At 31.6% G+C, this 18,116-nt stretch carries 18 protein-coding genes; 4 read left to right on the top strand and 14 right to left on the bottom strand.

Features of this window, described 5'->3' with window-relative positions; translation table 11 throughout:
• Nucleotides 1–22: 22 nt before the first annotated feature.
• The 4 genes from G5V56_RS13410 to G5V56_RS13395 are packed head-to-tail and all read right to left on the bottom strand — an operon-like array spanning nt 23 to nt 3,095.
• Nucleotides 23–1,237, bottom strand: coding sequence for an Nramp family divalent metal transporter (locus G5V56_RS13410; RefSeq protein WP_166965856.1), 1,215 nt, complete (start codon nt 1,235–1,237; stop codon nt 23–25).
• On the bottom strand, nt 1,234–1,782 hold the full coding sequence (locus G5V56_RS13405) for an RNA polymerase sigma factor (protein ID WP_166965854.1): 549 nt from the start codon (nt 1,780–1,782) through the stop codon (nt 1,234–1,236). The genes G5V56_RS13410 and G5V56_RS13405 overlap by 4 nt, the downstream gene beginning before the upstream one ends.
• Entirely contained in the window at nt 1,773–2,885 is a 1,113-nt protein-coding gene (locus G5V56_RS13400) for a glycosyltransferase (RefSeq protein ID WP_166965852.1), read from the bottom strand. Before G5V56_RS13400 ends, G5V56_RS13405 begins: the two co-directional genes overlap by 10 nt.
• Nucleotides 2,886–2,888: 3 nt before the next feature.
• Nucleotides 2,889–3,095 (bottom strand): membrane or secreted protein, encoded by a 207-nt coding sequence (locus G5V56_RS13395; RefSeq protein ID WP_166965850.1) that lies wholly within the window; start codon nt 3,093–3,095, stop codon nt 2,889–2,891.
• A 138-nt stretch (nt 3,096–3,233) separates the two neighbouring features.
• Here G5V56_RS13395 and aqpZ point away from each other — a divergent pair, with 138 nt between their 5' ends.
• Nucleotides 3,234–3,920 (top strand): aquaporin Z, encoded by a 687-nt coding sequence (gene aqpZ, locus G5V56_RS13390; protein ID WP_166965848.1) that lies wholly within the window; start codon nt 3,234–3,236, stop codon nt 3,918–3,920.
• A gap of 71 nt (nt 3,921–3,991) precedes the next feature.
• On the opposite strand, the gene G5V56_RS13385 is transcribed toward aqpZ, so the two are convergent.
• The 4 genes from G5V56_RS13385 to G5V56_RS13370 form a co-directional block, all read right to left on the bottom strand.
• Complete coding sequence (locus tag G5V56_RS13385; RefSeq protein ID WP_166965846.1) at nt 3,992–4,780, bottom strand: anti-sigma factor; 789 nt, start codon at nt 4,778–4,780, stop codon at nt 3,992–3,994.
• An 11-nt stretch (nt 4,781–4,791) separates the two neighbouring features.
• Nucleotides 4,792–5,322 (bottom strand): RNA polymerase sigma factor, encoded by a 531-nt coding sequence (locus G5V56_RS13380; RefSeq protein ID WP_166965844.1) that lies wholly within the window; start codon nt 5,320–5,322, stop codon nt 4,792–4,794.
• A gap of 70 nt (nt 5,323–5,392) precedes the next feature.
• Nucleotides 5,393–6,406, bottom strand: a complete 1,014-nt coding sequence (gene murB, locus G5V56_RS13375; RefSeq protein WP_166965841.1) for a UDP-N-acetylmuramate dehydrogenase — start codon at nt 6,404–6,406, stop codon at nt 5,393–5,395.
• The gene (locus G5V56_RS13370; protein ID WP_166965831.1) at nt 6,406–7,596 is read right to left on the bottom strand and encodes a pyridoxal phosphate-dependent aminotransferase; all 1,191 of its coding nucleotides are present in this window, start codon (nt 7,594–7,596) and stop codon (nt 6,406–6,408) included. Before G5V56_RS13370 ends, murB begins: the two co-directional genes overlap by 1 nt.
• 124 nt (nt 7,597–7,720) lie before the next feature.
• Between G5V56_RS13370 and G5V56_RS13365 the strand changes: the two genes are divergently transcribed.
• A complete protein-coding gene (locus tag G5V56_RS13365; protein ID WP_166965827.1) occupies nt 7,721–9,058 on the top strand; it encodes an aspartyl protease family protein in 1,338 nt (445 codons plus the stop codon).
• Nucleotides 9,059–9,115: 57 nt separating this feature from the next.
• On the opposite strand, the gene G5V56_RS13360 is transcribed toward G5V56_RS13365, so the two are convergent.
• The gene (locus tag G5V56_RS13360) at nt 9,116–9,541 is read right to left on the bottom strand and encodes a DUF1573 domain-containing protein (RefSeq protein WP_166965824.1); all 426 of its coding nucleotides are present in this window, start codon (nt 9,539–9,541) and stop codon (nt 9,116–9,118) included.
• 184 nt (nt 9,542–9,725) lie between these two features.
• Between G5V56_RS13360 and G5V56_RS13355 the strand changes: the two genes are divergently transcribed.
• Together G5V56_RS13355 and G5V56_RS13350 are read left to right on the top strand one after the other, a co-directional pair.
• Nucleotides 9,726–12,356 carry a valine--tRNA ligase gene (locus G5V56_RS13355; protein WP_166965819.1) on the top strand — a complete coding sequence of 877 codons (2,631 nt, stop codon included), beginning with the start codon at nt 9,726–9,728 and terminating at the stop codon, nt 12,354–12,356.
• 58 nt (nt 12,357–12,414) lie between these two features.
• Nucleotides 12,415–13,614 carry a C40 family peptidase gene (locus G5V56_RS13350; RefSeq protein ID WP_166965817.1) on the top strand — a complete coding sequence of 400 codons (1,200 nt, stop codon included), beginning with the start codon at nt 12,415–12,417 and terminating at the stop codon, nt 13,612–13,614.
• Nucleotides 13,615–13,632: 18 nt separating this feature from the next.
• Here G5V56_RS13350 and G5V56_RS13345 read toward each other — a convergent pair whose 3' ends face one another.
• The 5 genes from G5V56_RS13345 to ftsH all read right to left on the bottom strand — a co-directional run bounded on the left by G5V56_RS13345 (nt 13,633) and on the right by ftsH (nt 18,114).
• Nucleotides 13,633–13,899: an acyl-CoA-binding protein gene (locus G5V56_RS13345; protein ID WP_166965815.1), complete on the bottom strand. Its 267-nt coding sequence runs from the start codon at nt 13,897–13,899 to the stop codon at nt 13,633–13,635.
• Nucleotides 13,892–14,548: a phosphatidylserine decarboxylase family protein gene (locus tag G5V56_RS13340; protein WP_166965813.1), complete on the bottom strand. Its 657-nt coding sequence runs from the start codon at nt 14,546–14,548 to the stop codon at nt 13,892–13,894. The genes G5V56_RS13345 and G5V56_RS13340 overlap by 8 nt, the downstream gene beginning before the upstream one ends.
• Nucleotides 14,538–15,359 carry a phosphatidate cytidylyltransferase gene (locus G5V56_RS13335; protein WP_166965811.1) on the bottom strand — a complete coding sequence of 274 codons (822 nt, stop codon included), beginning with the start codon at nt 15,357–15,359 and terminating at the stop codon, nt 14,538–14,540. Before G5V56_RS13335 ends, G5V56_RS13340 begins: the two co-directional genes overlap by 11 nt.
• Nucleotides 15,360–15,449: 90 nt before the next feature.
• Nucleotides 15,450–16,058, bottom strand: coding sequence for an LUD domain-containing protein (locus tag G5V56_RS13330; protein ID WP_166965809.1), 609 nt, complete (start codon nt 16,056–16,058; stop codon nt 15,450–15,452).
• 115 nt (nt 16,059–16,173) lie between these two features.
• The gene (gene ftsH, locus G5V56_RS13325) at nt 16,174–18,114 is read right to left on the bottom strand and encodes an ATP-dependent zinc metalloprotease FtsH (RefSeq protein WP_166965807.1); all 1,941 of its coding nucleotides are present in this window, start codon (nt 18,112–18,114) and stop codon (nt 16,174–16,176) included.
• Between the last annotated feature and the right edge of the window lie 2 nt (nt 18,115–18,116).

The raw sequence follows: 18,116 nt of genomic DNA, 5'->3' as shown, positions 1-18,116 counted from the left end.
AAAGTATTCTCTAAAACAAGGCTTATAATGTAGTAAGATACCAGATGCTAAATCCTACCAAAAAAATAATTCCAAGCCAGCTTAAAATATGTAGTTCCCGAGAGGGTCTCCATTCTTTTGGTGTATGCCTACTCGAAATTAATTTGTAATTAATTATAGCATAAAATGGTGCCGTTATGAATGATAAAATCGTTGCAATTTTTATGAGCAGTCCCATTTCAGAAGCTAAAAAGAAAAAGATACTAATAGTTCCTAAAGCAAGTAAAATAATCCAAGATAAATAACCGTATTTAAAAGACGTTTCAAAAAGTAGTTCAATAGATTTGTTCATAGCTCTCGGAGAGGCATCCAATGTTGTGAGAGTTGTGCTAAACATGGTAGTAAAGGCAGCTATGGCAATGATATAATACGCCCAATTACCTAAACTTTGTGCATACATGTTTATTAATTGACTTGAAAAAACGCCTGCCGAATTACTAAATGTTTCTCCACTATTAAACATTACAAGAGCTCCCAAGAGAAGAAACCCAATACCAATTATAATAGTACTTAAATAACCAATATTAAAATCAAACAAAGCAGATTTCGGAGAATAGTTTTTAGTGTCTTTGTTTTTTTCAATAGCCCAAAGTGATTGCCATACAGACACATCTAATGGAGCAGGCATCCATCCCATAAAAGCAATTAAAAAAGCTATTTCAAGACTATTACTTGGTAGAATTTGCTTCATTGAAATAGGGTTTGAAGTGTTTGAAAATGCCATCAATACGGCCGCAATGGTGCTAATGGTAAGTGTTAAAACAATTACCTTCATAATTTTATCCAATAATTTGTATTTTCCTAAAATTAGTATGCTAAAACAAATCATAATAATAACTACGGTCCATACTTGAACAGAGATAAAATTACCAAACAATGAGGAAGCTAATCCTGCTGTAACGATGGTTACTGCGGTTTGAATGGTAAACATCGTTGCTATATTAAGGATAAAGTAGGTTATTAACACACCTTTCCCGAGTTTTCTGTAGCCGTCAAGTAAACTCTCGCCAGTAGCTGTTGCATATCTTGGTCCAAATTGAAAAAATGGATATTTAAACAAATTTACCAGTAATAATGCCCAAAGTAATCCTAAACCAAAATCGGCTCCCGCTCTCGTAGATTGTACTAAATGCGACACGCCAATAGCCGCACCAGCAAATAATAAACCTGGACCTAAGTTTTTTATTTTAGTAATCATTTTGATTTCTGAATAATTTCTGCAAGTAGTTTTTTTGCACGTAATAGTTTAACTTTTACGTTATTCATTGGTTCATTAAGTTCTTTAGAAATCTCTTTATAACTTAATTCTTGAAAGTATCTTAAGTTGATGATTTCTTGATATTCTGGTTTTAACTTTTTGATATCGCGAAGTAATTTTGCTAAATTTTGTTCGGTAATCAAAGTGTCTTCTACAGAAGGGGATTCATCAAGAATTTGATACGCTTTTTCAACATCATTAAAATTTCTTTGCGGAATATGATTTTTATGCTTTCTTAATAAGTCAATATGAATATTTTTAGAAATAGTAATCAGCCAAGTTTTAAATTTAAAATCATCATTAAAAGTATCAATTTTATCGAATGCTTTTGAAAATGTTTGAATCGTGATATCTTCAGCATCATTTTCATTTTCAATACGTTTTAATTGAAAGCCATATACGTCATCCCAAAACGTATCTAATAAAAAATTAAATGCTTTTTGATCATTCAGTTTAGCTCTATTAATAGCTTCTTTTATTTCCAATGATTTGGTTTTGAAACAAGATTATTTATAAAGATAGTTAATTGCGTAAAAATTAAAAAGATTTCTAAGAAAGGAAGTAAAAATAAGATGTCCTTTTCTTCCATTTTTTTTGCAGAAAGGATGAAGACTGTATATTGGGCTAGAAGCCTAAAAAGGAATAAACCTAATACTATTTGCCAATTAAATAATTGCGTAAAGAGTAGAGTAGCTAAAAGCCAAAATAAAAGTTGAGAACTATATAAAATAGTTAATAATAGTTTGTGCTTTAATTTATAATAGTTTGCCGTTGAAACATGTCTTCGCTTTTGTTTATACCAGTTTTTAAAAGAGGTTTTTGGTATAGATTCTGTAAAGCTATCTTCAGAAAAGCAAATAGCAGTATTGGAAGATGTTGCAATTTGATTAACAAACAAGTCGTCGTCACCAGAGCGCACTTTTATATGGTTTACAAAACCATTAGCTTTAAAGAACTCACTTTTTTTGTAGGCCAAATTTCTGCCAACTCCCATATATGCTAATCCAGCATTAGCAAATGAAAAATATGTTATGGCTGTTTGTAGGGTTTCAAAACGAATGAGTTTGTTCAATAATGATTTTTTAATTTTTTTATATGAACCATATCCTAAAACAATGGTTTTAGAATCATCAAAATGAGAACATATTTGAGAAATCCAGTTATTGGAGACTGGTTTACAATCGGCATCAGTAAACAATAGGTAGTCATGTTTGGCTACTTTTATACCCAGAGTTAGAGCATATTTTTTGTTTCCCCAAAAGGCTTCAACATTTTTTACATCAACCACTTTAATATGGTCATGTTTGTTTTGAAAAGATTCCATAACCTCAAGAGTATTGTCTTTTGAGGCATCGTTTATAAGAATTATTTCAAAATCAGGATACTTTTGTGAAATAACTGAAGGTAAAAACATTTCCAGATTTTCTGCTTCATTTTTAGCGCAGATAATTACTGAAACACCAACTTTAGTTGACTTTTTTTTAAAAGATTTTATGACTGCAAATTTCCCAAAGAAAAAAATCTGGAAAATAATTTGAATACTAACCACAAAAATGAATAAGTAGAATACAACATCAAGAAATGTCATAAACTACGAAGCATGTTGAGGTTCATCACACTTGCTAAATTGATCAGGTGTTTTTCCGCAAAAACCACATGGTTCACCATTTTTGTTTAATGCAGGATTTTGGCTAGCACATGTTCCTGCAAATTTGCCATCTTTTTTAGCCCAAATTTTTATTGCTATTCCTGCAAATCCTAATCCTAGTAACGCAATTGTTATTAATAGAAGTTTCATGTATTTAAAAATTTTATACAAAGATAATGCTTTTACATAAAACACATACATTAGAATGGTAGTGACATTTTGTATTTTTTTGAGTCTAAATAAGAATAATAGCTATATTTATTTTACCTAACATTAATATTTTAATTTATGAAAAAATTATTTGCAGAGTTCTTCGGAACGTTTTGGCTTGTTTTTGGAGGCTGTGGAAGTGCAATTTTCGCAGCTGCTTTTCCAGAATTAGGAATTGGTTTTGCTGGTGTAGCGTTGGCATTTGGTCTTACGGTATTAACTATGGCTTTTGCTGTAGGACATATCTCTGGCGCACATTTTAATCCTGCCGTATCTCTTGGTTTATGGGCAGGTGGTAAGTTTGAAGGAAAAGATTTATTGGGGTATATTATAGCCCAATTAATTGGAGCTATTGCTGCTGCAGGTGGTTTATATTTAATTGTATCTGGAAAATCTGATTTCGTAGATATTGGTGGTTTTGCTGCTAACGGATATGGTGATTTATCTCCAGGAGGCTATTCAATGACGTCTGCTTTAGTGGCAGAGTTTTTATTAACTGCATTTTTCTTATTAATTATATTAGGAAGCACTAATGAAAGAGCTCCAAAAGGATTTGCTCCAATAGCCATTGGTTTGGGTTTAACTTTAATACATTTAATAAGCATACCAATAACAAACACCTCTGTTAATCCAGCCAGATCAACAAGTCAGGCATTATTTGCAGGAGGAGAATTTACCAGTCAGTTATGGCTATTTTGGGTTGCTCCAATAGCTGGTGCTATAGTAGCTGGTCTTATCCATAAAGCACTTTTTGATAAAGAATAAATAATTATTTATAATCAAAAAAGCCTCATTTTAAACTTAAAATGAGGCTTTTTTTAATACGTGCTATTAATCTATTTTAATTGAATTTCTGCTACTGAGTTTTCCAATGAAGCAACTGTATTTCCTCCTTTAGGTTCAATAGTAATATTTAAACCAAGAGCATCTTCGGTATACGGAATGGCTCTTAGTTGTCTATCTGTTTCACTCAAAATTCCTAAACTCACCATTTTACCTTGTAATTCTGCCCATATTTGGTAACACTGTTCTTTTGGCAATTGAGGTAAAGACACCACATCAATCATCGATGTTTTCTCTTTAGGATTTATATAGGCAACTGTTTTTAAATTTTTAGCTCGACTATTTCCCTGCATAATGTATTTATACGTTTCTGGGTCGTTAAGCTGTTTAAACTGATGCATAATATCATCCAATTTCTTATTGTTATTTTGAATATCACTTCGTAAATCAAAAATCTCATCGACTACCACTTGATTTTCTTCTGATAGTTTTTGGTTCTTAATATGAAGATAAAATGACTGTCCTGCAAAAATTAAGGCTGCAATACTAGCGGCAATACTAAGCTTATGCCACTTTTTATATTTTTTGCTAGCATTCATCTTTATTACAGGCTTCTCATCAAGCTCTTCTAAAATATTATTTAATATATTTTTTGGAGCTTCAACAGCATTGCTTTTTGCAACTATTTCTAAGTTAAATTGCAAGGTGTTGTATGCGTTCTCGACTTCTGGATGTCTTGAAATATAGGTTTCAACTTGTTTAGTTTCTTCAGAAGAAGTTTCTCCTAATAGATATTTTTCTAATAGGCCAGAATTTAAAAAAGTAATTATTTTTTCATTCATGACTATTTTTATTAAGGATTGTAAATTTTTTTCAGTTCACGTAATCCAATTTTTAATCTCGATTTTATTGTTCCAAGTGGAATATCTAATTCTTCACTTGCTTCTTGTTGTGTCATGCCTTCAAAAAAGAGGGCATTTATAACTATTTGGTATTTTTCATCTAAAGTACTTAAGTGCTTTTGAATGTCTAATACGTCTTGATTTAATTCGTTTGATGTTATTCTATATACGGATGATGTTTCAATTTGGACTTCTTTATCGTTTTTATTTTTAAAAGATCTAACCTTATCAATAGCCGTATTGTAGGCAATCCTGTAAAGCCATGTAAATAATTTAGCTTTACTTGCATCATACTTTTTTGAGTTTTTCCAGATTTTAACAAAACTTTCCTGAAGAACATCTTGAGCAACATCTTCGTCAGAAATAATCTTCAAAATAACTCCATAAATGGAGTCAGAATAATACTCGTATAAGAGGGTTATAGCTTTTTTGTCGCCCTTCTCAAGTAAACTTACTATTTCAGTTTCTATTGGTGAAATCAAGATGCGTTGTGTTTAAATTATAAGTTAATATAATACTTTAAAAGCTTCAAAGTTAGATTTTTATTTCAAATTAAATAATATTTACTTCGGCTTCAATTGAAATATTAAAAATACGTAAAACGGTTTTTTGAATTAATTTTGAAAGTTTTAAAATATCAGAACCTTGAGCTTGTCCGTAGTTAACTAAAACGAGTGCTTGGTTTTTATGGACACCATAGTTCCCAAAACGCTTTCCTTTAAAACCAGCTTTTTCTATAAGCCATCCCGCAGGGATTTTAACTTCGTTTTCTGAAACCGAGTAGCTTGGTGCCTCAGGGAAGTTTAGTAATAAGGTTTCAAATTGCTTGTTGGTAATAACTGGATTTTTAAAGAAACTACCGCTATTTCCGATATCTTTTGGATTTGGTAGTTTGCTCTCTCTTATGGATATTACGGCTTTAGAAATATCTTGTATAGTAGGGTTTTTAATACCCATTGATTCTAGTTCTGATGAAATAGTACCGTAGTTAGTGTTTAAAATGTGGTTGCGTTTTGTGAATTTAAAAGTAACACTAGTTATGATGTGTTTTTCTTTTTCTTGTCGTTTAAAAATAGAATCTCTGTAGCCAAATTGACAATCTGGTTTTGTGAATGTATGCGTTTCTAATGTTGTTAGTGATAAGGCTTCACAGGAAACAAAATGGTCTTTTAATTCCACACCATACGCGCCAATATTTTGGATTGGAGATGTGCCAACATTTCCAGGAATTAATGATAAATTTTCAATACCACCAAAATTATTAGCCATACACCAAAGGACAAATTCATGCCAATTTTCACCTGCATTAGCTTTTACTATGGCAAAGTCTTCATCTTCAGAAAGAATTTCTATGCCTTTTAAGTTTATATGAATAACCAATTTATCTTGATTTTTAGTGAGTAACATATTACTGCCACCACCCAAAATTAGCTTGTTAGGATACTCTTTTAAACTTAAAACAGATTTCAATTGATCACTATTTGAAACTGAAACAAAATGTTTGGCAGTTGCATCAATACCAAATGTGTTATAGGGTTTTAGTGATATGTTATGTTGGATCTGCATTAATCTTTATAGACCTTTAATGCTTCTTTAATAATATTAACTGCTTTTATTAAACTCTCTTTTTTAAGTACGTATGCAATTCTAATTTGGTTTAAACCAACGCCAGGAGTTGAATAAAATCCTGCTGCTGGCGCTACCATAACAGTTTCCCCGTTATGGTCGTAATGTTCCAAAAGCCATTGAGCAAAATCATCAGAATTTTTAATAGGTAATTCTGCTATACAATAAAAGGCTCCATTTGGTTTTGCTACTTTAACACCCTCAATTTTTTGTAATTCAGTTATTAATGTGTTTCTTCTGTCAACATATTCTTCTATAACTTCATCAAAATAACTTTGAGGCGTTTCAAGGGCGGCTTCACTTGCTATTTGCGCGAATGTTGGTGGACTAAGTCTGGCCTGAGCAAATTTTAATGCCGTTTGAATGACAGCTTCGTTTTTTGAGACCAAACAGCCTATTCTTGCACCACACATACTATAGCGTTTTGAAACAGAGTCAATCATGATGGCATGCTCTCCTAAACCTTCTTCTTGCATAATTGAATAATGAGAAATACCATCATAGGCAAACTCTCTATATACTTCATCAGCAATTATAAACAAATCATGTTTTTTTACAAGATCTGCCAGTTGCTTAATCTCTTCTTTAGAATATAAATAACCTGTTGGATTTCCTGGATTGCAGATTAGAATAGCCTTCGTTTTAGGTGTAATTAGTTTTTCAAACTCTTCAATGGGAGGTAAGGCAAAATCATCGTCAATTTTAGAAATAACAGGAACAATATTGATACCTGATGCCACAGAAAAACCATTATAATTTGCATAAAAAGGCTCCGGAATGATAATTTCATCGTCAGAATCCATAATGCTACCGAAAGCAAATAATAAAGCCTCACTACCACCTGTAGTTACAATAATATTTTCATGTGTTACCTCAATATCTTTTTTATGATAATAATTAGCTATTTTTTTTCGGTATTCTTCAGACCCTTCAGACCTTGTATAGGCTAAAATCTCTAAAGAATGTGTTTTAACAGCATCTAATGCTATTTCGGGTGTTTTTATATCAGGCTGACCTATATTTAAATAATAAACAGTTTTGCCCTGTTTGTATGCATTTTCAACATATGGTACCAATTTTCTAATTGGTGATTGGGGCATTGATTGTCCTTTGCTTGAAATTTTTGGCATTTATTATAAATTTTGATACAAAGTTGAGAAAATTATCTTAAAGTTTATTTAAAAAACGAGCATAATTGAAGCAATGATGAAAAGGATTTGTAAATTCATAGAGACCATTAAGAACTATTGTTTTATGAAAAAAGTACTAATCATATTTGTGTTGTTTGTATGGTTTAATGATTCTATATTTTCTCAAGGTAAATTTGTAGTTAATAATTTAAAAAAATCTGATAAAGTACATTTTAAGTTAATTAATAATTTAATCATTATTCCAGTAGAACTTAATGATGTTGAATTAGCTTTTATTTTAGATACGGGCGTAAGTAAAACAATTCTTTTTAATTATTTGAATCTATCAGATTCCTTAAAAATTAGGGATACCGAACCTGTTTATTTAAGGGGTTTGGGTGAAGGAGAATCTTTAGAAGCTCTAAAGTCAAGAAACAATAAATTCAAAATAGGTGATGCAATTAAGGTACAGCATGAATTATTTGCAATAACTAATGATAAAATCAATTTTGCTCCAAGATTAGGGATCTCCGTTCACGGGATAATTGGTTACGATTTGTTTAAAGATTTGGTAGTTGAGATTAATTATTCAAGAAAATTTATAAGATTAACTGAATCTGAGAAATACCGATATAGAAAATGCAAGAAATGCGAAACGCTTAATTTAGAGTTTTATAATAATAAGCCATATCTAAATGCTCATGTTAAAATTAATAGTAAAAGCATACCAGTAAAATTGCTGATTGATTCAGGAGGAAGTGATGCTTTATGGTTGTTTGAAGATGAAGAATTAGGTATAAAGAATGATGAAAAGTATTTTTATGATTTTCTGGGTCACGGTTTAAGCGGAAGTGTTTACGGTAAACGATCTAAACTTGATGAGTTCTCATTAAATAGGTTTGTGCTAAAAAACGCTAATGTAGCGTTTCCAGATTCTTCTTCAATTTCGTTTGCGAAAAAAAATAAAGATAGAAATGGAAGTTTAGCGGGTAATGTTTTAAAACGTTTCAATATGATATTGGATTATCAAAAAGCTATTATTGTTTTGAAAAAGAATAGCTTATATAGACAAGAATTTGGTTACAATAAAAGTGGCATTGAATTAGCTCATGATGGAGTAAGGACTGTGAAGATAGTAGACTTTAATTTTAATCGAAACAATAGAGGGACAGTTAAAGGGACTAATGAAATGAACAGTATAATTCTTAGTCCTAGTTATGAATCTTTTCTAGAACCAGTTTATACTATTGTTGAACTTAGAAAAGATTCTCCCGCAGAAAGAGTAGGATTACAACTAGGAGATGTTGTTTTAAGTGTTAATGGAAAAGCTGCGCACAAATATAATTTACAAGATTTAATGAAAAAATTTTATGATAAAGAGGGAACAAGAATAAAATTAGTAGTTGAACGAAACAGTAGAGTGTTTACGGTATATTTTCAGTTAGAAAACTTATTTCAATAAAAAAGACCTAAAACAATGCATTGTTTTAGGTCTTTTTTAAATTATCTATATCTTGTATTATTGTTCAACAAGACTTTTATCTTTTTTTTCAAGAATACTTTCTTTACTAGAATCAATAACTTCACCTTTTATTTTTAAGGCAACAGTTGGGGTCTCTGCATTAGAAATAACCGTAATTGTTTTTCTTATAGGATTGACTCTGTTCGTGTCGTATTTTACTTGAACTTCACCTTTTTTACCAGGTAAAACGGCTTCTCTTGTCCAAGTAGGAACAGTACATCCACAACTAGATGTTACTCTGGAAATTATAAGAGGAGCATCACCTGTATTGGTAAACTCAAAAACACGTAAGCCATTGGATCCTTTTTCAATGGTTCCATAGTCTATTGTGTCTGATTTAAACTCAATTTTTGCAGTTTTCTCTTGTGCATTTATCGAAAAACTTACTAATCCAATAAATAAAATAGTAATTATTTTTTTCATCATTTAAATTTTAAATTGTACGTAAACATACTTACTTTTTCTACAACACGCAAAAAAACTAGATGAAATACATGTTTGTTAACAAATCAACTAACAATCATTTTATCAATGCCTCTTACATGCTTTCATAGAAAAAGAAATATGAGTACTTTTGCAAATCAATGTTCAAAAACTATTCCAAAGTATGCAAATTCCATCAAAATATGATGCAAGTCAGGTAGAAAGTAAGTGGTATGATTACTGGGTGAAACATAATTATTTTCATTCAGAACCAGATGAAAGAGAGCCATATACCATTGTAATTCCTCCACCAAATGTTACTGGTATTTTGCATATGGGGCATATGCTTAATAATACCATTCAAGATGTTCTCATTCGTCGCGCACGCTTGCAAGGAAAAAATGCATGTTGGGTGCCAGGAACCGATCATGCCTCTATTGCAACCGAAGCTAAAGTAGTTGCAAAACTTAAAGAACAAGGGATTGATAAAAATGATTTATCACGCGATGAGTTTTTAAAACATGCTTGGGATTGGACACACGAATATGGTGGAGTTATTCTCGAGCAACTTAAAAAACTGGGATGTTCATGCGATTGGGATAGAACGAAATTCACCATGGATGATGACATGAGTGAAGCGGTTATAAAAGTATTTGTTGATTTATTTAACAAAGGCTTGATTTATCGCGGTTACCGCATGGTAAATTGGGATCCTGAGGCTCAAACAACTTTATCGGATGAAGAGGTGATTCACGAAGAGCGTCAAGGGTTACTATATTACTTGTCATATAAAATTGAGGGTAGTAATGATACTTTAACCATAGCAACTACGCGTCCTGAAACCATTTTTGGCGATACAGCCATTTGCATTAATCCTAATGATGAACGATTTAAACAACTAAAAGGCAAAAAAGCTATTGTGCCTATTTGTAATCGCGTTATACCTATTATTGAAGATGAGTATGTTGATATGGAATTTGGAACAGGTTGTTTAAAAGTAACGCCTGCGCATGATGAAAATGATAAGAATTTAGGTGATAAACATAATCTTGAAGTTATTGATATTTTTAATGATAACGGCTCTTTAAATAGTTTTGGATTACATTATGAAGGGAAAGATCGTTTTGTTGTTAGAAAAGAGATTCAAAAGGAATTACAAGAAAAAGGACATCTAGTTAAAACCGAAAATTATATAAATAAAGTAGGAACTAGCGAGCGTACCAAAGCGGTTATTGAGCCAAGGTTGTCGGATCAGTGGTTTTTAAAAATGGAAGATTTGGTAAAACCAGCCATTAAAGCAGTTTTAGAAGATGGTGATGTTAAGTTGTTTCCTAAAAAGTTTGAAAACACCTACCGTCATTGGATGGAAAATATTCGCGATTGGAATATTTCTCGTCAGTTATTATGGGGACAACAAATTCCAGCTTACTATTATGGTGATGGGAAAGATGATTTTGTAGTTGCAGAAACGAAGGAAGAATCTCTTCAATTGGCAAAACAAAAATCTAATAACCATGACTTAACAAGTAGCGATTTGCGTCAAGACACTGATGCTCTAGATACTTGGTTTTCATCTTGGTTATGGCCAATGAGCGTTTTTGATGGGATTCGTTTTCCTGAAAATGAAGAAATAAATTATTACTATCCAACCAATGATTTGGTTACCGGTCCAGATATTTTATTCTTTTGGGTAGCTAGAATGATTATTGCTGGTTATGAATATCGCGATGAAAAACCATTTCAAAATGTGTATTTAACTGGTTTGGTGCGCGATAAGCAACGTCGCAAAATGAGTAAATCGTTGGGGAATTCACCAGATGCTTTAAAGTTAATTGAAGAATTTGGTGCCGATGGTGTTCGTGTTGGTTTATTATTAAGTTCTGCTGCCGGAAACGATTTATTGTTTGACGAAGCCTTATGTCAGCAAGGAAAAGGATTTGCAAACAAAATATGGAATGCGTTTAGATTGATTGAAGGTTGGGAGGTTGCAGATATCGAGCAACCAGAATCTTCAAAAATAGCGATTGAATGGTTTGAAGCCAAGTTTCAAGAAACCTTATTAACTATTGAAGATCATTTTAGTAAATATCGTATTAGTGATGCCTTAATGGAAACCTATAAGTTGATATGGAATGATTTCTGCTCATGGTTTTTAGAAATGATAAAACCAGAATATCAAAAACCAATTGATAAAATCACCTATCAAGAAGCGATTACTATTTTAGAAAATAATTTAAAGGTTTTACATCCGTTTATGCCATTCTTAACAGAAGATATTTGGCAATATATTTCAGAAAGAACGCCCGAAGAAGCATTAATTGTTTCAAAATGGCCAGAATTTAAAAAGTTCGACAAAGATTTAATATCTGAGTTTGATTTTGCTTCCGAAGTAATTTCAGGGATTAGAAATATTAGAAAAGAAAAGAATATAGCTTTTAAAGATGCTATTCAGTTTTCAGTAATTAATAATGAGAACGTTACTAAAACATTTGATGATGTTATCATTAAATTAGGTAATGTTGAAAGCATTGATTACACGAGTGAAGCTGTTGAAGGCGCTTTAACATTCAGAGTAAAATCTAATGAGTATTTTATTCCAATGGCGGGTGCTATTGATATTGATGCTGAAATTAAAAAATTAACAGACGAGTTAAATTATACAGAAGGTTTTTTAAAATCAGTTCAGAAGAAACTGTCTAATGAACGTTTTGTTGCAGGTGCACCAGAGCAAGTAGTGGCGAGTGAAAAGAAAAAGGAAGCCGATGCTTTAGCAAAAATCGAAACACTTAAAGCTAGTTTAATAAGTTTAAAGTAAATGGATTCCTATTTTGGAACGCAGTAATATTGTTTTTTTAATTAAATACATTTTTCAAATGAATAAAAATATAATCAAATTGTTTTTACCATTTACAATCCTATTGGTTGTGATGGCTTGTAAAAATGAAGGAGTAAAAGAAGAAGAAATATTTAGTAAAGATATTGCTGCTATTAAAACAAAATACGCCCCAGATAAACGTGTGGCACTATTTAATGTAGAAGCTGTAAAACAAAATGAAAGTTATGTGTTAAAAGGCGAAAGTAATTTGCCCGATGCTGTAACTGCTTTAAAAGATACATTAAAAGCAAAGGCTATTACTTTTATTGACAGTATTCAAATGTTACCTTCAGCAGATTTAGAAAGCAAAACAGTTGGTTTAGTTACTATTTCGGTTGCTAACTTACGAAGTAATCCAAAACATTCTGCCGAATTAGCTACGCAAGCATTATTAGGAACGCCTGTAAATGTTCTGAAAAAAGATGGAGGCTGGTTTTTAATTCAAACTCCAGATCATTATTTAGCTTGGGTTGATGATGCGGGAATTGTAACGCTATCTTCAAAAGATTTGTCATCTTGGAAAGCGTTACCTAAAGTAATATATACAAATATTACTGGCAGTACGTATTCTAACTCAGATATGAAATCTCAAGTTGTTTCAGACATGGTTGCTGGCGACATTTTAGTCCTTTTAGATGAAGATAATGAGTTTTATAAGGTAAAATATCCTGATAATAGAATAGCTTACATAAACAAAAATGAAGCACAATTATATGCTGATTGGGTACAAAACACGAAGCTAACAGCAGAATCATTAGTTGCTACATCAAAAAAACTAATGGGATTGCCTTATTTATGGGGAGGAACTTCAACCAAAGGAGTTGATTGTAGCGGTTTTACAAAAACGGTTTACTTTTTAAACGGCATGGTCATTCCAAGGGATGCATCTCAGCAGGTACATACAGGTGAATTAATGGATGAAACCAAAAACTTTGATAAACTAGCTCCCGGAGATTTATTATTTTTTGGAAGAAAAGCAACAGATTCGACTGCAGAAAAAGTAGTACATGTAGGGATGTGGATTGGTAATAATGAGTTTATTCACTCTTCCGGACAAGTAAGAATTAGTAGTGTTGATAAAAATGCTCCAAATTTTGATCCAGCTAATTTAAACAGATACTTACGATCAAAAAGAATTGTAAATAGTAAAAATGATGCGCTAATTAATTTAAAAAGTACTCCCGTATTTAAAGATTAAATAACTTGAATTTATAAGCTATTTTCTGTAAAGAAAATAGGTATTAACAAGATCAATATAGGTTTGCTTCGCTTCTTCCTGAGTGATGTCTTTTATTTGAAACAAGGCATTTGTTTTAAAAGCATTTATTATAGGTTTTTTACTGCTTGGTTGCCCATAATCATTAGTTGCTTTTTTATAATAAGCGTATAATCTTAATAAAAAATCGGCAGGAAAAGGTTCCGTATGAGCGTTTACTCTATCAACTGCCTCTTGAAACTCTATATCTAAATTGTTATTAGTCATTGATTTCTGCAATAATACTTTCTCCACCACGTACTTTTTGATTCAGTTGTACTTTGATTTCAGCATTTAAAGGTAAAAATAAATCAACTCTCGAACCAAATTTTATGAATCCACTATCACTTCCTTGCGTCGCTTGTTCATCTACTTTAGCATAATTTACAATACGTCTAGCAAGAGCTCCAGCTATTTGTCTAAATAATACTTTTCCAAAAATTTTATTTTCTACCACTATGGTTGTTCGCTCATTCTCTTCACTAGCTTTAGGGTGCCATGCAACTAAATACTTACCAGGGTGGTATTTACTAAAAATTACATTCCCGCTAATTGGGTAACGGGTTACGTGCACATTAATGGGGGACATAAATACGCTTACCTGTATACGTTTATCATTAAAATATTCTTTTTCAAAAACTTCTTCAATAACCACAACTTTTCCATCTACTGAAGACAGTACTTGTTTGTCATTTTGTAAGGCGTTACGTTTAGGATTTCTAAAGAACTGAAGTATGAGAATAAAAAAGATTAGAAGTATAATCCATAGAGAGGTTTGTAACCATGGCAAATGAATAAAATTGTCTATTAACAAAAACGAAGCTACAATAATAATAAATGTAGTAAATATGATTTTATGTCCTTCTTTATGAAACATATAGTGTAATTCTTAAAAATAAATAAATAAAAGGCGCTGCAAAAATAATGCTGTCTAAACGGTCAAGTAATCCGCCATGACCTGGCATTATGGTGCCGCTATCTTTAACATTGGCCTGTCGTTTAAATTTTGATTCAATTAAATCGCCTAACGTACCAAAAACACTAATAATAATACTTAATAGTAACCAGTTGGTAAAGGTTAATGTTTCTGTAAAGGTAGCAATAAAATAGCTTGCAATGCATGAAAAAAATAGTCCGCCTAAAAAACCTTCAACAGTTTTTTTAGGTGATATTTTTTCAAAAAGTTTCTGTTTTCCGAAATTTTTACCAATTAAATACGCAAAGGAATCGTTAACCCATATTAAAATGAAGGAGCTAAATAATATATTTGGATTATAGACTTCATGATGAAATGCTATTAAAATTAAAAACACAAACGGACTTGATATATAAAAAGTAGTTAACAGAAAACGCCTTGAATTAAATAGTGGAATTGCTTTATTTGAAAATAAATCTTTAATTAAAAATAATTGAACAAATATTGTAAGAACCAGGAGTATTTGATTTAGCTTATCAACGACTTCACTAGTTTCTAAAAGCAATTGGCCTGATATAAACACAATTAAAAGTGCAATAAAAATGATATGAGGAATGACACTTTTTAGTTGAATAATTTTTTTGAACTCACTTAAACAAATAAGCCCAAATACAAAAAAAAGGAGTATTGCAGCATATTTATAATTTATAGAAATAGCTAGCAAGAAAACATAGAATAAGCCAGAAAGTAGTCGCACAAAAAGTTCTTTCATTTATTTAGTTTGCTTTTTGTAAATTAACGTAATACTTGGGTGAACAAAGAGTAGGTTGGTTTAAAATCAAAGTATGTAGCTAATTATAGTTTAAAGATCTTCTAAAAGTAGCAAATATAAATTTTTAGAACTACTTCCATAGCTTAAAAAGTCTTTTTCATCAGACGATTTAAAGTGTTTGATTGTGGTAATATTTGTAGGGATTTTTTTCTTGTTTTTAGATTTAATGCCTCGTAATCCTTCTCCAATAGTTTCAACCATTTGACTGGTAGTTGAAAAAACAATAAAATTATCAGGAAGTTCAATCAATTTTTTTTCAGCTATTTGATTGGAGCAAATTAGTAAAGAACCATCATTTGCTATTAAGTTTTCACAAGTCGTTATAAAAAATGTGGAGTCACTAGCTCTATCTGAAGTTAATAAATTGGCGCTTTTAAAACGGTTTTTTAAATTTTTATCTATAAAATAAGCTTTCTTATCTCCCCAATCGTTTTCTTCAATAATGTTTTCTAAGCTTTCAAAAATTTCGTTTAAATCTTCACAATAAAGAAACTTACCACCATTAGCTTTAAAGTTTATGGTAAACTTTTCATCTATTGGTAATTTAATTTCAGGCATGTATTTGCCACGTTCATTTGATTTTAGTTCTTCTTCTTTGTTGTCAGGTTTTGAACCAAATATTTTTCTAAAAAGACTCATTCAGGTTTTTGCTATTAACTCAGTTTTTAAAGGGGTTTTTCAAATATAAAAAATCTTAAACTAACCATACGATTAATTTAAGATTTTTACTATTGGTTTCCAAAATATAGGCCTTTTATCCTTCAACAATTTCATTATTTTCTTTATCAAAACCTCGTTTGCCAAATATTTTCTCTAGATTGTCCTTAAAAATAACTTCCTTATCAAGGAGCACGTTGGCTAATTCTGTAAGTTTATCTTTATTTTCCTCAAGAAGTTTTATTGCACGTTTATATTGGGTTTCAATTAAATCTGAAATCTCTTTATCTATCAACTCAGCAGTTTTTTCACTGTAAGGTTTTGTAAAACCATATTCATTTTGTCCAGAAGAATCATAATACGTTAAGTTACCAACTTTATCACTTAAACCATATACTGTAACCATGGCTCTAGCTTGTTTGGTTACTTTTTCCAAATCACTTAATGCTCCAGTAGAAATTTTATTAAAAATTACTTTTTCTGCGGCTCTTCCTCCTAATGCAGCACACATCTCATCAAGCATTTGTTCTGGATGAACAATTAGACGTTCTTCTGGTAAGTACCAAGCGGCTCCTAAAGATCTACCTCGAGGAACAATAGTTACTTTTACTAATGGAGCAGCATGTTCAAGCATCCAACTTACGGTTGCATGTCCAGCTTCATGAAAAGCAACAGCACGTTTTTCACCTGGTGTTATAATTTTGTTTTTCTTTTCTAATCCACCAATAATTCTATCAACAGCATCTAAAAAATCTTGCTTATCAACTTCTTTTTTACCATTTCTAGCAGCAATTAAAGCGGCTTCATTACAAACGTTAGCAATATCAGCTCCAGAAAATCCTGGCGTTTGCTTTGATAAAAAATCAAGATCTAAATCTTTAGCTTTTTTAAGTGGACGTAAATGCACTTCGAAAATTTCTTTTCGCTCTCTAACATCTGGTAGGTCTACAAAAATTTGTCTATCAAAACGCCCGGCACGCATCAAAGCCGTATCTAATATGTCTGCTCTATTTGTTGCTGCAAGTACAATAACATTGGTATTAGTACCAAAGCCATCCATTTCGGTTAATAGCTGATTTAAGGTATTTTCACGTTCGTCATTACTACCAGACATGGCATTTTTTCCTCTGGCACGACCAATAGCATCAATTTCATCGATAAAAATGATGGAAGGTGATTTTTCTTTAGCTTGTTTAAATAAATCTCGAACTCTAGAAGCACCAACACCTACAAACATCTCTACAAAATCTGACCCTGATAATGAGAAAAACGGTACTTTTGCCTCACCAGCAACAGCTCGTGCTAACAACGTTTTACCTGTTCCTGGAGGTCCTACCAGTAGGGCTCCTTTTGGAATTTTCCCTCCTAATGTTGTGTATTTTTCTGGAAATTTAAGAAAGTCTACGATCTCTTGAACTTCTTCTTTAGCACCTTCAAGACCAGCAACATCTTTAAAAGTCGTTTTAACTTCTGTGTTTTGATCAAAGAGTTTAGCCTTAGATTTTCCGATATTAAAAATTTGACCACCAGCTCCACCGCCAGCTCCACCTGACATACGGCGCATAATGAAAATCCAAACACCTATAAGGAGTATGAACGGAAGTATGCCAACTAACAAATCACCAAAAAAGTTGTCCTCAGTTATATAAACTGGAGTTAAATTTAAATTATGTTCTTTGATAACCTCATTTAAATGATTTTGAAAAATCTGAAGATCGCCAAATTCAAACTTATAGTTAGGAAGTTTGTTTGTTGTTGGAAGAAGAGAACTTGGAATTGACTTTTTGTGTATTTCTTTTTGTTCTGCTTCTTTAGTTAGATATACTTTGGCAACGCGTTTATTTACAATTTCAACACGCGCTACATCACCATCGGCTACAAATTTAAAAAATTGAGTAGGGTTAGTGGTGTTTTCACCTTGATAACCAACATTACTAAATAGTTGGATTGCAAGGAAGATAGCTATAATGATACCATAAATCCAATACGGATTAAACTTTGGTTTTTTATCCTTAATGTTTTTTTTATCGTTCGTCATTC

This window comes from Yeosuana marina, from assembly GCF_011762485.1.
GTDB lineage: Bacteria > Bacteroidota > Bacteroidia > Flavobacteriales > Flavobacteriaceae > Yeosuana > Yeosuana marina.
Note: the sequence above shows the minus strand (reverse complement) of the source record. Positions and strands in the feature narration are given on the sequence as shown.